Source organism: Microbacterium testaceum StLB037 (assembly GCF_900104345.1).
GTDB lineage: Bacteria > Actinomycetota > Actinomycetes > Actinomycetales > Microbacteriaceae > Microbacterium > Microbacterium testaceum_A.
The window spans coordinates 381,971-396,608 of sequence record NZ_FNJN01000003.1 but is presented as its reverse complement, the minus strand read 5'-3'; the positions used below and the strand labels follow the sequence as shown (position 1 = coordinate 396,608).

Annotated in this window: 17 protein-coding genes; 11 read left to right on the top strand and 6 right to left on the bottom strand. The window is 68.0% G+C overall.

The genetic code is table 11. The features are described from left to right. Positions 1-108 precede the first annotated feature (108 nt). The 5 genes from BLS25_RS16625 to BLS25_RS08125 are packed head-to-tail and all read right to left on the bottom strand — an operon-like array spanning position 109 to position 3,098. Positions 109-1,638 (bottom strand): hypothetical protein, encoded by a 1,530-nt coding sequence (locus tag BLS25_RS16625; protein WP_143017868.1) that lies wholly within the window; start codon positions 1,636-1,638, stop codon positions 109-111. After that, positions 1,635-1,952 carry a hypothetical protein gene (locus tag BLS25_RS08140; RefSeq protein ID WP_074695034.1) on the bottom strand — a complete coding sequence of 106 codons (318 nt, stop codon included), beginning with the start codon at positions 1,950-1,952 and terminating at the stop codon, positions 1,635-1,637. Before BLS25_RS08140 ends, BLS25_RS16625 begins: the two co-directional genes overlap by 4 nt. Continuing rightward, entirely contained in the window at positions 1,949-2,380 is a 432-nt protein-coding gene (locus BLS25_RS08135) for a hypothetical protein (RefSeq protein WP_074695033.1), read from the bottom strand. Before BLS25_RS08135 ends, BLS25_RS08140 begins: the two co-directional genes overlap by 4 nt. A 14-nt stretch (positions 2,381-2,394) precedes the next feature. After that, positions 2,395-2,691 carry a WXG100 family type VII secretion target gene (locus BLS25_RS17270; RefSeq protein ID WP_371129327.1) on the bottom strand — a complete coding sequence of 99 codons (297 nt, stop codon included), beginning with the start codon at positions 2,689-2,691 and terminating at the stop codon, positions 2,395-2,397. Then, positions 2,691-3,098, bottom strand: a complete 408-nt coding sequence (locus BLS25_RS08125) for a YbaB/EbfC family nucleoid-associated protein (protein WP_074695031.1) — start codon at positions 3,096-3,098, stop codon at positions 2,691-2,693. Before BLS25_RS08125 ends, BLS25_RS17270 begins: the two co-directional genes overlap by 1 nt. A gap of 304 nt (positions 3,099-3,402) precedes the next feature. On the opposite strand from BLS25_RS08125, the gene BLS25_RS08120 reads away from it, so the two are divergent. Further along, positions 3,403-5,985 (top strand): Rne/Rng family ribonuclease, encoded by a 2,583-nt coding sequence (locus BLS25_RS08120; protein WP_176786337.1) that lies wholly within the window; start codon positions 3,403-3,405, stop codon positions 5,983-5,985. A 149-nt stretch (positions 5,986-6,134) separates the two neighbouring features. Here the strand turns inward: BLS25_RS08120 and BLS25_RS08115 are convergent, their stop codons facing one another. Next, on the bottom strand, positions 6,135-6,410 hold the full coding sequence (locus BLS25_RS08115; protein ID WP_074695030.1) for a DUF4031 domain-containing protein: 276 nt from the start codon (positions 6,408-6,410) through the stop codon (positions 6,135-6,137). Positions 6,411-6,624: 214 nt separating this feature from the next. Here BLS25_RS08115 and rplU point away from each other — a divergent pair, with 214 nt between their 5' ends. The 10 genes from rplU (at position 6,625) to BLS25_RS08065 (ending at position 14,635) form a co-directional block, all read left to right on the top strand. After that, positions 6,625-6,933 (top strand): 50S ribosomal protein L21, encoded by a 309-nt coding sequence (rplU, locus tag BLS25_RS08110; protein ID WP_055836929.1) that lies wholly within the window; start codon positions 6,625-6,627, stop codon positions 6,931-6,933. 18 nt (positions 6,934-6,951) lie between these two features. Beyond that, positions 6,952-7,212: a 50S ribosomal protein L27 gene (gene rpmA / locus BLS25_RS08105; RefSeq protein ID WP_055836932.1), complete on the top strand. Its 261-nt coding sequence runs from the start codon at positions 6,952-6,954 to the stop codon at positions 7,210-7,212. A gap of 94 nt (positions 7,213-7,306) precedes the next feature. Then, positions 7,307-8,851 (top strand): GTPase ObgE, encoded by a 1,545-nt coding sequence (gene obgE / locus BLS25_RS08100; RefSeq protein ID WP_056231150.1) that lies wholly within the window; start codon positions 7,307-7,309, stop codon positions 8,849-8,851. Next, positions 8,848-9,693 carry a glutamate 5-kinase gene (proB, locus tag BLS25_RS08095; RefSeq protein WP_074695029.1) on the top strand — a complete coding sequence of 282 codons (846 nt, stop codon included), beginning with the start codon at positions 8,848-8,850 and terminating at the stop codon, positions 9,691-9,693. Before obgE ends, proB begins: the two co-directional genes overlap by 4 nt. After that, a complete protein-coding gene (locus BLS25_RS08090) occupies positions 9,690-10,949 on the top strand; it encodes a glutamate-5-semialdehyde dehydrogenase (protein ID WP_074695028.1) in 1,260 nt (419 codons plus the stop codon). Before proB ends, BLS25_RS08090 begins: the two co-directional genes overlap by 4 nt. Positions 10,950-10,999: 50 nt before the next feature. Then, complete coding sequence (locus tag BLS25_RS08085; protein WP_056231158.1) at positions 11,000-11,224, top strand: hypothetical protein; 225 nt, start codon at positions 11,000-11,002, stop codon at positions 11,222-11,224. Positions 11,225-11,234: 10 nt separating this feature from the next. Then, positions 11,235-11,831 (top strand): nicotinate-nucleotide adenylyltransferase, encoded by a 597-nt coding sequence (gene nadD / locus BLS25_RS08080; protein WP_074695027.1) that lies wholly within the window; start codon positions 11,235-11,237, stop codon positions 11,829-11,831. Beyond that, on the top strand, positions 11,828-12,919 hold the full coding sequence (locus tag BLS25_RS08075; protein ID WP_074695026.1) for a hypothetical protein: 1,092 nt from the start codon (positions 11,828-11,830) through the stop codon (positions 12,917-12,919). Before nadD ends, BLS25_RS08075 begins: the two co-directional genes overlap by 4 nt. Continuing rightward, positions 12,916-13,296: a ribosome silencing factor gene (gene rsfS, locus BLS25_RS08070; protein WP_056231168.1), complete on the top strand. Its 381-nt coding sequence runs from the start codon at positions 12,916-12,918 to the stop codon at positions 13,294-13,296. Before BLS25_RS08075 ends, rsfS begins: the two co-directional genes overlap by 4 nt. A gap of 91 nt (positions 13,297-13,387) precedes the next feature. Further along, positions 13,388-14,635, top strand: a complete 1,248-nt coding sequence (locus tag BLS25_RS08065) for an LCP family protein (protein WP_074695025.1) — start codon at positions 13,388-13,390, stop codon at positions 14,633-14,635. The last annotated feature ends 3 nt before the right edge of the window (positions 14,636-14,638 follow it).

Sequence of the window (14,638 nt, the reverse complement as noted above, 5' to 3'; positions counted from 1 at the left end):
TCGCTTTGAAGGCGGTCGCTCCACCTTGGTTCGTCTGACGATGGACTCGCGCCGTCGCGGGGCCGGCAGGCGATGTCGCGTCCGAGCGCAGCAACGGTCCAGGAGCGCTCACTCATGAGTGCGGTAAACGATGTGGTCTACCACCTGCCCCGTGAATACGTCCATGTTGGGTGGTGGGCCGCCGAAGACCTCCGCATAACGCTCTTCCCATCTTTTGACTGAGGAGGTATACGCCGCGTTGTCATGCGCCGCTATCGGGCTGGCTGGCCCCTCGAGCAGGACGCGCTGAACGTTTTCGGGGGTCGATCCGTAGGGGTTGCCGTCGAGCATCGGAACGACGTCCGTCATGTGTTGAAACGCGTAGACAGGTATGTGCGACGGGATGTCGAAACTATCGCTAGGGGTTCCGTTGGTGACGATTCCGACCGTGTTGTATGGAAACTGCGAGTCGGACGCGAGACTAGCCGCCGTGATTCCTCCTTGGCTGAATCCCGCGAGGACGACATTGCTCCCCTGCGGGATCCCAGCATCCTGCATTGCTTCCAATACGGCACGTTCGTAGACAGTGCGCATGTCCGGGTCGTGCATGATCAGTGCAACGTTTGAGTCCCGGTCGTTGAGAGCGCCCGTGTCTGAGAACAATTGCCAGTCCTGCGTTGACGGTAGGGATACGAACCACTTCTCGGTGCCGTCAGGCCCAACGACCTTCTTGATGTCGATGACGGTGGCGTCCTCACCGCCCATCAGATCCGTCGTGCCGTTGACGCTTACGAGATCCGACAGCGACGTGATCTCCGTCACGTTCTGAGCTCGATCCCACGCGTCGCGTCTTGGTCCTGAGAGCAGCGATGGGTCGAGTTCCTCGACATCGGTAGACGGCTGTAGATAATTCTTGCCAGCGCCGCCGACCATTGAACCGACAACGCCGAGCGTCGGCCCGCCCAGAGCGGTCATTAGCAAAGCGCCGGCCGATGGCAACATTTCTGCGAGAACACGAGAAATCTCATCCTGACCCTTTCGCACAAGAGGGCCAAGCTCGGACATCAGCGCTCCGAGCGCGCACATTGCCTCAAGCAGTTCGATGACGAGTCGGCTAGCGGACTGCACGAGGTCAGCCGCAGCACGTGCAAACTGCTCGACTCTGTCCGCCAGATCGAAGGGGTTGAGCGTCCAAGAGAAGAGTTTCTCGGAGAACTGTACGAGTGAAACAAGGGCGTCGCAGACAAAAGATCGCGTTGCTTCTACAACGCGCGACGCAAGTCTCAGGGCTGCCGCGGTTGATGCCGTCCATTCCACAGCGTCAAGGGTCAAACGCTGCAGATCCTCACATCGTTCGCGTGAGGCGCGGACGGTTCTCCCGTCGAGTTCGTTTACGGACGTACGTGCCAGCTCAACGAGGTCGGAGGTCCTGGCGAGGGCTGCCGAAACGTCTTCCCAGGATGAAGCGGTCGCCGCGACAACTCCGGGCTCGCCCACGAGTTGGTCAAGCCAGTCGCGCAACGGCTGGACGTACTGCAACACGAGTCCAGAGATTCCGGGGAGCTGGGCACAGGCATCCCCACCTGTCCCGACAGTCGGCAAATTCGCGGCCCAGGTGCCTTCGGCGATTCGCGCCGCGAGAATCGTCGTCCCGCTCACAGGTCTGCTCTCGCGAAGTTCTCGACAGCTTGCTCTTCGACAGTGGCGAACAATTCGGCGGCTTTCTGGACACCCTCGGCTGAGCGTTCGGCCAGCGCCGCAGCCTTAGATAGTAGGCCGCGAGCCTCCGTCGCCAGGGCGGTCGCGAGGGGAGAGACCAGCCCACGGTTCAGCGCGCCGAATGCGTCGCCGGGTAAATCCGCGCGAACCTTAACGACGGACGCTTCTAAGACAGTCGCAGCCTCCTGCAATAACGCGGCTTGCTTTTTCAGTAGGCGCCCGTCTATTTCGATGTGTTGATTTGCCGCGGTCATCGGTGTTCGTCCTTTGCAATGCTCTTGGCGTCTTCCATCGAGATGGAGCCATCGCCTCTTACCGCCACGTCGAGTTCTTGGAATGTTGAGCTCAGATCGATGAGCGTGTCCTTCGAGTCTCGGAACGACAGCTGCAGGTAAGTGGAAGGAGGTGGCGTGTTGCTGAGCACGACGTCGATGACTTCGCCTACCAACTTGGTCGAGACGGCTTTGTTCGACTCCTCGGTGATCTCGAGGGTCCCTCCGACGTAAAGCGTTTCCACGAAACCCGATAGACCGACCTCAGCCCACGCTGCGGAGATTCCTAGCTCAGCTTCCTGCAGCGCGTCAGGGATCCGTGCCCTGTAGGACTCGTCGTGAAAAGGGAGTTGGCTACACCCTGCTACGGCGGCGCCGACCGTGAACAGGATTGCTGCGGCCACGATCATGCGCGCACGACGCCTCATGCGCTCACCCCCAAGCCGCGAGCGCCCGTCAGGTCTGCGTCGCTATAAGCGGTCGCGAGGTCATCGAGTTCTCCGCAGATCCGGGCGAGGAGTGTCGTGTGACCTGCAAGAAGAACGCTGAACTGGACCTGAGCTAATGCGTAGGCCCGCTGGGCTTCACCGCTCCACATCGTGCTCAGTACAGCGGTCTCACGCGTCAGTGTCTCGACGAGAGCGTCAATCTGAGCGCTGGCGGCCCTGATGCTCTGCGACGTAGTCGCTAACCGAGCTGGAACTACTTCCAGATGCTCCATCATGAGCGCCTCGTTTCCGAGGTCGGACCCGCGTTCTCATCGTCAATCCTCTGACGCGTAGCAGCAACGAGCAGCGATGTCTCGCCGAGGCATTCTGACATCCGGTGGAGAGCTGCGTCCGCCGCGTCACGCTGGGCCTCGCGGACGGTGTTGGTGACGATACGAGACAACGTCGCCGCGTCGAGGTTCATCGCATTCGATGAGATGTCGATGCGCTGTACTCGCCCTCCGGCTGATGCAGACACGCTCACCTCTCGGCGGGCCGAGCTTCGCGACGCGGTGGCGGTGCGGACATCGGCCGCCATCCGCGCGGTTTCCTCCGACATCGCGCGCACCTCAGCGGTCTGAGATTGAACGCGCGCACGCGCTCGCTCCAGAGCAGTGATCGAGTCATCAAATAAGGTCACGTTGGCCCCCTCGCCGGAGCTTCGAACATATCGATTGGGTCGGACGCACCAAAACCCCCTGTGGATAACATCGCGCCGACGTGCTTCGTGGGCGTTCTCGGCGGTTCGTGCGATAATGAAGGCTGATGTGACCGCGGCCGCGCCGCAGGAACATCACCCAGAAGACTTCGGGCGATGACCGCCCTTCGCAGCACGAGCCGCAGGCCGGCTGCAGACCGAGTGAGTTCGCGGCCCCGCCGGGTGCGGCGCTGCATGAGATTTCGTCGGACGACGCGCGGTGTCGTCCGCCAGGGAGTACCCCGACATGGCCGATGTGACAGACGAACAGAACCCCACCGACGAGACGCCGATCTCTCCGGACACCGCCACCTCCGACGCCACCCCCGCGGTCGACGAAGAAGAGGCGGCGGTCCAGGATGCCGAAGACGCGGCCGCCGACGACACCGAGGCGCCCGCGGTGCTCGACGTGGAGGACATCCCCGCCGCCACGGACGACCCGTCCGAGGTGGACGCGTCGGAGCTGTCCCCACCGGCCGCGGACAAGGTCGAGTCGATCGCGGAGGCCGAGGTGCCGGCATCCGGTTCCGTTTCGGATGAGTCCGCGTCCGCCGAGGCGGCGACGGAGCAGCCCGAGGTCAATCCCGCCGAGCCCGAGACTCCGGCTCAGCTCAAGACCCCTGCCGAGCCCGAGAAGCCCGCCCGTCCGACCGCCGTGTCGCTCGGCCTGCTCCCCGAGAACTTCGTGTCCGCCGTCTCGACGGCCCTGCACTTCTACGCGCCCGCGCTTCCGCCCGTCGTAATCCGCGATGACTTCGATGACCGCGACGACGAGGGCCCCAGCGAGCGCGTCTCGGCGAACGCCCGCCGTCGCAACCGCCGCCGCGGGGGACCGAACGACAACCGTGACGATGCCCCCGAGGCTCCCGCCGCGCCCCCCGTGCGTCAGCGCGCGGTCGAGGTCATCACCGAGCCCCAGCGGATCAAGGGTTCCACGCGCCTCGAGGCGAAGAAGCAGCGTCGCCGCGACGGTCGCGAGGCCGGGCGCCGTCGCCCCGTCGTCACCGAGGCCGAGTTCCTCGCCCGCCGCGAGGCCGTTGACCGCGTCATGGTCGTACGGTCCAAGGCCGGTCGCATCCAGATCGCGGTGCTCGAAGACAACGTGCTCGTCGAGCACTACGTCGCCCGCAACCAGGACGCCTCGCTCATCGGCAATGTCTACCTCGGCCGCGTGCAGAACGTGCTGCCCAGCATGGAGGCCGCGTTCGTCGACATCGGTCGCGGCCGCAACGCCGTGCTGTACTCCGGCGAGGTCGACTGGGACGGCGTGGAGACCAACAACCAGCCGCGTCGCATCGAGCTCGCCCTCAAGTCGGGCGACCGCGTTCTCGTGCAGGTCACGAAGGACCCCGTGGGCCACAAGGGCGCGCGTCTGACGAGCCAGATCTCGCTCCCCGGCCGCTACCTGGTCTACGTGCCCAACGGCACGATGAACGGCATCTCGCGCAAGCTCCCCGACACCGAGCGAGCGCGCCTGAAGAAGATCCTCAAGGAGGTGCTCCCCGAGTCGTCGGGCGTGATCGTGCGCACGGCCGCCGAGGGCGCCACCGAAGAGCAGCTGACCCTCGACGTGCAGCGCCTCACCTCGCAGTGGGAGCACGTCTCGAGCCAGGTCAAGACGATCCAGGCGCCCGCCCTGCTGCACTCCGAGCCCGATCTGCTGGTCAAAATCGTGCGCGATGTCTTCAACGAGGACTTCACCCGCATGCTCATCCAGGGCGACGAGGCGCTGCAGACGATCTCGTCGTACCTGCAGGGCGTCGCCCCCGACCTGCTCGAGCGGGTCGAGAAGTACGAGGGCGAGCAGGACCCGTTCGACGCGTTCCGCGTGACCGAGCAGATCGAGAAGGCGCTCGACCGCAAGGTCTGGCTGCCCTCGGGCGGCTCGCTCGTGATCGACCGCACCGAGGCCATGACGGTCGTCGACGTCAACACCGGCAAGTTCGTCGGCTCGGGCGGAAACCTCGAAGAGACCGTCACCAAGAACAACCTCGAAGCGGCCGAAGAGATCGTGCGCCAGCTGCGCCTGCGCGACATCGGCGGCATCATCGTCGTCGACTTCATCGACATGGTGCTCGAGTCCAACCGCGACCTCGTGCTGCGCCGCCTCATCGAGTGCCTGAGCCGCGACCGCACGAAGCACCAGGTCGCCGAGGTGACCTCGCTGGGGCTCGTGCAGATGACCCGCAAGAAGCTCGGTCTCGGCCTGCTCGAAACCTTCAGCGAGGCGTGCGAGGTCTGCGCCGGTCGCGGCGTCATCGTGCACCACGACCCGGTCGTCAAGCACCGTCCCGCGGGTTCGTCGAGCAACGGTGGCGGCAACGCGAACGGCGGATCGTCGAACCGTCGCGGACGCGGCGGCAACGGCGGCTCGAACGGCAACGCGTCGACCGGTGGCGCCAACGGCGTTAGCGCCGCGCAGGGCAACGGCGGGGCGAACGGCAACGGGGGAGCGGCGGCGCAGGTCGGCGGCACCCACGTCATCACCGAGGGCGTCAAGTCCGCTCTCGCGCAGATCGCCGCGTCGACCGTCAAGCCCACCATCGACGACCCGGCCCTCGTCGAGGCGGCGGTCGTGGCATCGGTCGAGGCCGTCCTCGAGGCGAAGACCGAGTCGGCGTCGGAGGCGCCCGCCCCGGCTCGCGAGAAGCGCCCCCGCAAGAAGCGCGAGCCCAAGGCGCCCCGCACCGAGAAGGACGCCCTGCTCGAGTCGGTCCTCGAGGCTCTGCCCGAGCCCAAGGCGCCCGGCCAGGGACGCTCGCGTCGTCGCGTCACCACCGCGGCCCTCACCGGCACCCCGGTGAACGCTCAGCCTTCGTCGGAGGCCTGAGCCCCGCTCATCCCGCGTGAGGGGTCGTTCTCCGTCGCCGAGCATCTCTCCCGGCGACGGAGATCGGCCCCTCACGCGTGTGTGCGAACGGGGACGGATGCCGCGGACTCGCTCCCGTCGTCAGGGATGAAGCCCGTGGAGCCGGACGCTCAGGGGTGAGGGCGGCGCTCACGTGCGGTGATCCGCAGTCCCGAGGCGCGCAGGCGCCGCACGAGCTCCTTGCCGCCGACGTACTCCGCCCCCGCGCGGATGAGGTCGGCGTGGCGCTCGTCGGGCACGTCATAATGGTCGAGGTCGAACGCACGGCGCGGGATTCCGGCCGCTGCGGCGAAGTCGTGCAGTTCGTCGAGATCGCTGTCGCTGACCAGGTGAGCCCACAAACGTCCGTGCGCGGGCCACTGGGGATCATCGATCAGGATTGCCATTCCGCGATCCTACGGTCGACACGCGGGTCGAATGCTTTTGCCGGATGCCTCCGGGTGAGCTAAACTTGACCCTTGGTGCGTCGCGTCCACTCCTGACAGGAGCGTGACCCCGCGGGCTCTGCTCGCCGGATCGCACCGAGACTTGGGTCGTCAGACCCTCCCGACGTCATCAGACAACCGGAGCTCCGCGCTCCCGAACGAAAACAGGTGTGAAGTGGTTTACGCAGTTGTGCGCGCCGGCGGCCGCCAGGAGAAGGTCCAGGTCGGCACGGTCGTCGTGCTCGACCGCCAGAAGGCGAAGATCGGCGAGAGCATCCAGCTGCCCGCCGTCCTGTTCGTCGACGGCGACGCGGTCACGACCGACGCCGACAAGCTCGCGAAGGTCTCGGTCACGGCCGAGGTGCTCGGCGAGGAGCGCGGTCCGAAGATCGTGATCCAGAAGTTCAAGAACAAGACCGGCTACAAGAAGCGCCAGGGCCACCGTCAGGACCTCACGCGCGTCAAGATCACCGGCATCAAGTAAGAGCCAGGAGACGCAGAGATGGCACACAAAAAGGGCGCAAGCTCCACCCGTAACGGTCGTGATTCCAACGCACAGCGCCTCGGCGTGAAGCGTTTCGGCGGCCAGGTCGTCCTCGCCGGCGAGATCATCGTCCGCCAGCGCGGCACGCACTTCCACCCCGGCGCCAACGTCGGCCGTGGTGGCGACGACACGCTGTTCGCCCTGGCACCCGGTGCGGTCCAGTTCGGCGCGAAGGGCGGCCGCAAGGTCGTCAACATCGTCACCGCAGCAGCGGAGTAATTCCCGCGCTTCGGCGCACGAGGGGGTGGGCGGCTGCCCACCCCCTCTTCTTTTTTCGAGTCGGCTTCGCCGGCCACACCCGGAAGGACCCGCCATGGTCACCTTCGTCGACCGCGTGACCCTGCACCTGCGTGCAGGAAAGGGCGGCAACGGCTGCGTCTCGGTGCGCCGTGAGAAGTTCAAGCCGCTGGCCGGTCCCGACGGCGGCAACGGAGGTAGCGGCGGCGACGTCGTGCTCGTCGCCGACCCGCAGACCACGACCCTGCTGTCGTACCACCACTCGCCGCACCGCTCCGCGGGCAACGGCGGGTTTGGCATGGGCGACCACCGCTCCGGTGCGCTCGGCGAGGACCAGGAGCTTCCGGTGCCGCTCGGCACGGTTGTCAAGGACGTGGACGGAAACGTGCTCGTCGACATGCTCACCCCTGGGATGCGCTTCGTTGCCGCTCCGGGCGGCCTGGGCGGCCTGGGCAACGCGGCGCTGTCGTCTCCGAAGCGCAAGGCACCCGGTTTCGCCCTGCTCGGAACCCCGGGATACGAGGGCGACATCGTCCTCGAGCTGAAGACCGTCGCCGACGTGGCGCTGGTCGGTTTCCCTTCCGCGGGCAAGTCGAGTCTGATCGCCGCGGTCTCTGCCGCGCGCCCCAAGATCGCCGACTATCCGTTCACGACGCTGCACCCGAACCTCGGTGTCGTGCAGGCGGGCGACGCGCGCTTCACGATCGCCGACGTGCCCGGACTCATCGAGGGCGCCAGCGAGGGCAAGGGCCTGGGCCTGGAGTTCCTGCGCCACGTCGAGCGGTGCACCGCTCTTGTGCACGTCCTCGACTGCGCCACTCTCGATCCCGGCCGCGACCCGCTGAGCGACCTCGACATCATCCTCGCCGAGCTGGCGGCTTACCCGGTTCCCGAGGGCCAGGTTCCGCTGCTCGACCGCCCGCAGATCATCGCCCTGAACAAGGTCGACGTCCCCGAGGCGCACGAGCTCGCCGACTTCGTGCGTCCGGATCTCGAGGCCCGCGGTTTCCGCGTGTTCGAGATCTCGACCGTCAGCCGCGCGGGCCTGCGCGAACTCACGTTCGCTCTCGGTGAGATCGTCGAGGAGCACCGCCTCGCCACGATCGATCAGACGCCGCCCGAGCGCGTCGTCATCCGCCCCCGCGGCGCCGAGAAGGACTTCACCATCAAGGTCGAGGGCGGCACGTACGGGCCGGTCTACCGGATCCTCGGCGACAAGCCCGTCAAATGGGTGCAGCAGACCGACTTCCAGAACGAAGAGGCCGTCGGCTACCTCGCCGATCGTCTCGCCCGTCTGGGCGTCGAGGATGGACTGTTCCGCGCCGGGGCGGTCGCGGGTGCGACCGTCGTCATCGGCCCCGGCGACGGCATCGTCTTCGACTGGGAGCCCACGCTCACCTCGGCCGCCGAGCTCATGACCGCGCCGCGCGGCACCGACCCGCGTCTCGTGCAGAACCCGCGCCGCACCTCGTCGGAGCGTCGCGAGCAGTACCACGAGCGGATGGATGCCAAGGCCGATGCCCGCGCCGAGCTCGAGGCCGAGCGCCGCGCGGCGCGTGCCGCAGGCATCACCCCCGACGGCGACTCCTCCCGGCTCGAGTTCGAGGACGAGGAGCGGTGACCGCGACGACGCGCGCCGACATCCCCGGCGCGGCCCGCGTCGTGGTGAAGGTCGGTTCGTCGTCGATCAGCGGCGACGGTGCCCACCGCATCGACACGATCGTCGAGGCCCTGTCGCGTGCGCACGGCGCGGGCACCGAGGTCGTGCTCGTGTCGTCGGGTGCCATCGCCACCGCACTGCCCCTGCTCGATCTCGAGGGCCGTCCGAACGACCTTGCAACGCAGCAGGCTGCGGCGGCGGTCGGTCAGAACGTCCTCATGTGGCGCTACCAGACCTCGCTCGACCGCTTCGGTCTGCTCGCGGGTCAGGTGCTGCTGACGGCGGGCGACCTCGAGAACGCCACGCACCGCTCCAACGCGCGCCGCGCGATGGAACGCCTGCTGGGTCTCGGCATCCTGCCCATCGTGAACGAGAACGACACCGTCGCCACCCACGAGATCCGTTTCGGCGACAACGACCGACTGGCCGCCCTCGTCGCCCAGTTGATCGGTGCCGACGTCCTCGTGCTCCTCAGCGACATCGAGACGCTCTTCACGCTCCCGCCCAGCGAGCCCGGCGCCCGACCCATCACCGACGTCGCGTGGGGCGATGACCTGTCGCAGTTCGAGTTCGGCGCGGGAGTGGTCAACGGCGTCGGCACCGGGGGAGCGGCGACCAAGGCGTCCGCGGCCAAGCTCGCCTCGACCGCGGGGGTGGGCGTACTCGTCACGAGCGCCGACCTCGTGGCATCCGCTCTCTCGGGCGAGGGTGTCGGCACCTGGTTCGCTCCCAATCCTGACCCCGTCACCCTGGCGACCGGCCCCGTGGGCGCCGTGACCCGCGCCGGTACACTGAGCGCATGACCGTGATCGCCGCCTCCGTCGACGAGCGCCTGCGTCTGGCCAAGGACGCGGCGCGAGAGATCGGTCTGCTCGATTCCGCGCGCAAGACGGCGCTCCTGCACGCGGTCGCCGACGCGCTCGAGACCTCTTCGTCGGAGATCGTCGCGGCCAACGCCGAGGATCTCGACAGAGGGCGCCACGATGCCATCGGCGAGGCGCTCCTCGACAGGCTGCGTCTCGACGACACGCGCGTGACCGCCCTCGCCGCGGCGGTCCGCGATGTCGCGGAGCTTCCCGATCCGGTCGGCCGCGTGCTCGACCGCCGGACCCTGCCCAACGGCCTGCAACTCGAGAAGGTCGCGGTGCCCTTCGGTGTGGTCGGGTCGATCTACGAGGCCCGACCCAACGTGACCGTCGACATCGCCTCGCTCGCCCTGCGTTCCGGCAACGCCGTGGTCCTGCGCGGAGGATCGGCGGCGCAGAGCAGCAATGCCACGCTCGTCCGGGTCATGCGCGACGCGCTCTCGCAACACGGGGTGAGCCCCGAGGCCATCCAGAGCGTCGACGACTTCGGTCGAGACGGGGCGAAGGCCCTGATGAACGCGCGCGGGCTCGTCGACGTGCTCGTGCCGCGGGGGAGCGCCGGTCTCATCGAGACCGTCGTCACCGAGTCGACCGTGCCGGTGATCGAGACCGGCGCCGGGGTGGTCCACGTCTACCTCGACGCCACGGCCCGCGACGACTGGGCCCGCGACATCGTCCTCAACGCCAAGACGCAGCGGCCGAGCGTCTGCAACGCCGTCGAGACCGTGCTCGTACACCGCGACGCCGCCGACCGGTTGCTGCCCGAGCTCCTGGCATCCCTCGTCGACGCCGGCGTCACGGTGCACGGCGACGCCGACACGCGCGCGCACGATGCGCGGGTCGTGCCGGCCACCGACGAGGACTGGTCGCTCGAGTACGGCACCCTCGACCTCGCCGTCCGCGTGGTGGACGACCTCGATGACGCCCTCGCGCACATCCGTCGCTACTCGACCCACCACACCGAGTCGATCATCACCGACGATTCCGCGGCCGCCGATCGTTTCCTCGCTGAGGTCGACTCCGCCGTGGTCCTGGTGAACGCCTCGACGCGCTTCACCGACGGAGGCGAGTTCGGCTTCGGGGCCGAGGTCGGCATCTCCACCCAGAAACTTCACGCCCGCGGACCCATGGGCCTCGCCGAGCTGACGAGCACCAAGTGGCTCGGGCGCGGCGACGGCCAGGTACGCGCCTGACCGCCTAAAATGAGACGCGCGCCTCGCGCAGACCTCTGATCGGAGCACTGATGACTTTCGTCGCACTTCTGGCCCAAGCCGCAGAAGAAGGCGCCCACCACGGTGGCAACGTGCAGGCCCAGACCTTCTGGTACGGCGCCGTCGCGTTCCTCACCTTCGTGGCCCTGAGCCTCGTGACGCTGTCGTACCGCAACGTGTCGAACCGTCACGCGCACAAGGCGGCGGCGTACACCCAGAAGCACGGGACGCCCACCCCCGAGGCGCACGGCCACTGAGGCCCACCGTATGTCGGTGACGCGCGCCCCTCGCATCGGGGTCATGGGTGGGACGTTCGATCCCATCCATCACGGTCACCTGGTCGCCGCCAGCGAGGTCGCCCAATCGTTCGATCTCGATGAGGTCGTCTTCGTGCCGACGGGGCGTCCGTGGCAGAAGGACGACGTCACCGAGAGCGAGCACCGCTACCTGATGACGGTGATTGCCACGGCATCCAATCCCCAGTTCACGGTGAGCCGCGTCGACGTCGATCGCGCGGGGCCCACGTACACGATCGACACCTTGCGCGACCTGCAGGAGCAGCGTCCCGGTGCGGAGCTGTTCTTCATCACCGGCGCAGACGCGGTCGCGCAGATCCTCAGCTGGCGCAACCACCAGGAGCTCTGGGATCTGGCGCACTTCGTGGCGGTGTCCCGGCCGGGTCACGTCCTCACGACCGAGGGGCTCCCATCCCAGAACGTGAGCCAGTTGGAGATCCCCGCCCTGTCGATCTCGTCCACAGACTGCCGCGCCCGTGTGCGCCGAGGCCACCCCGTGTGGTACCTCGTGCCCGACGGCGTCGTGCAGTACATCGCGAAGCACCACCTCTACCGGAGCACAGCATGAGCACTCCCGAGAACCCCGAGACTCCCGCGCTGACCCGCCGTCAGTTGCGCGAGCTCCGCCAGACCGGCGCGACGCCCATCATCGTTCCGCAGCCCGAGGGCGAGACTCCGGATGCCGAGACCCCGGCCGCTCCGATCGAGTCGGCCGAGGCGCCGATCGTCGATCGCGTGCCCGAGCGCGGCGCCGACGAGAGCGCGGGCGAGGAGCACGCCGCGTCGGACCACGCCGAGGCCGAGCCCGCGACGCCAGAGCACGAGCCCGCCGTGTCCGAGGAGCCCGCGCCCGTCGAGCAGCGCGACGAACCCTTCGCGCCCGCTCTGCGCCCCGACGCGTTTGACGGGTCCTTGGGCGACGGCGACTTCGGTGTCACCGGTCTCACGCGTCGACAGGTCCGTGCGCAGGAGAAGATCCGCACGGCCGCGGTCCCCGTCATCAGCTCCGACCTCGAGTCGTCGATGTCGCGCCAGAACACCGCTCCGGCACCGCAGGCCGAAGAAGAGTCCGCTCTGCCCGCCATCTTCCGTCCCGCCGCCCCCGACACCGCCGAGAGCCCGATCTCGTCGGACGAGACCGGACCCGGCGCCTCGGTCGTCAACCCCGCGCTCGGCTCCGAGCTGCTGGACGGGGCAAACCCCGAGGTCTCGCTCCCCGCGTCGTTCGATCAGCTCATCTCGCGCAACGCCGCAGCGAGCGGCGCCGTGTCGACCCCGAACGCGCTGATCCTGTCGCAGACCCCCGCCGGCGTTCCTCTGGTCGGTCCCGTCACGGCGACCGGTGAGGTCATGATCACGGGCACGTTCGAGCTGCCCGAGGGTCTGGGCTCGGTCGGTCACGCTCCCGGCACCACCGACGGCCGCGACGCCGACGCCGTGCTCCTCGACGGCGAGCTTCCGCCCGCCTCGTCCCCCACCCCGATTGCGGCGAGTGCCGCGATCAGCACCGTCAAGCAGCCCGGCGAGATCATCCGCCCGCCGGCGCCCGAGAAGGGGAGCAAGCTCCTCATCGGGCTCATCATCACGACCGGTGCTCTCTTCCTGGCGGTGGCCGTCACCCTCGGCCTCGCCTTCACGACAGGAGTCTTCCGATGACAGCCACCGACAACGGTCGCGAGATGGCGCAGATCGCCGCTCTCGCCGCCGACGCGAAGGGCGGCGACGACATCGTCGCGCTCGACGTGTCCGAACCCCTCCCGCTCGTCGACATCTTCCTCCTCGTCACCGGTCGCAACGAGCGCAACGTCGCCGCGATCGCCGACGAGGTCGAAGAGAAGCTCCTCGAGCACGGCCACAAGCGCGTGCGTCGCGAGGGCCGACAGGAGTCCCGCTGGGTCCTGCTCGACTTCGGAGACCTTGTCGTCCACGTCTTCCACGAGGAAGAGCGTGTCTACTACGGCCTCGAGCGGCTCTGGAAGGACTGCCCGGTCGTCCCGATCGAGCTGCCGACCCCGGCGAACGCCACCGACTGACGATCCTGCCGTCGACGCCCTCTGCCCCCGCGGCAGGGGGCGTTCTCGTTCGTACGCCGGATTCATAGACGCGACAGCGCATGCTGGGTCGGTGTCACCGACCTCGCACCGCGTCCGCCGCAACCGGCGTCGGCTCCTGCTCATCGTCGCCGCCGTCGTCACCACGGCCGTCGTGGGCGCCGTGGCCTTCGTCGCGGTCAATCTCGCCGGCGCGGCCAACGGCATCCATCATTCCGATGCCGAGCTGCCCACCGCCGCTCCGGGAGTCGCCCAAGACGAGGGCGAGCAGAACATCCTCATCATGGGCCTAGACAGTCGGGTCGACGAGGACGGCAAGCCGTACCCCCAGGAGATCTACGACGCGATCCACGCCGAGGACGCATCGGTGGGCGGCTACAACACCAACGTGCTGATGTACGTGCACATCCCCGCCGGCGGCGGGCAAGCGGTCGCCGTGTCGATCCCGCGCGACGACTACGTCGACTACGCGGGCGCTCCGGGTGGGACGAAGAAGGGCAAGATCAAAGAGGCGTACGGGCGGGCTTTCGCCGCGAAGAACGACGAGCTCCGCGCGGCGGGCGTCTCGGAGGACGACGCCTATCAGCAGGCCCGCGACGCCGCACGCACCGAAGAGATGCAGACCGTGTCGCAATTCTTGGGCGGCGTCCCGATCGACCACTTCGTCGAGGTGACGATGGCGGCGTTCTACCGGGTCGCACAGGCCGTCCAGCCGATCTCGGTGTGCCTCAACCACGCGACCGCCGACACCTACTCGGGAGCGGACTTCGTCGCGGGGGAGCAGCAGATCGACGCCGCACAGGCGATGGCGTTCGTCCGCCAGCGTCGCGACACGAAGTACGACGACGTCTTCCTCACCGACCTCGACCGCACGCGCCGTCAGCAGGCGTTCATGGTGTCGCTCGCGTTGAAGCTGCGCGACGCGCAGACCTTCACCGACTTCGGGCGCCTGCAGGACCTGCTCGACACCGCGAAGCAGTACGTGGCCGTCGACAAGGGCTTCGACCTGCTCAGCCTCGCCTCGACGGCCCAGCGCCTCGCCGGGGGAGACGTGACGTTCCAGACGCTCCCGGTCGAGCGCTTCGGCACGGTCGACGGCGAGAGCGTGAACATCGTCGACCAGAAGGCCATCGCGGCTCAGGTCGGTGCCCTGCTCCACCCGGCTCCCGCGGCGACGACGGATTCCGGGACGGATGCCACCCCGGACCCGACCGATGCGCCCGCGACGAGCGCTCCCGCGGCGTCTCCTTCCCCGACGTCGTCGGTGTACACCGACTCGCAGCAGCCGATGCGCGCGGGGTCGGTGCCCTGCGTGAACTGAGGC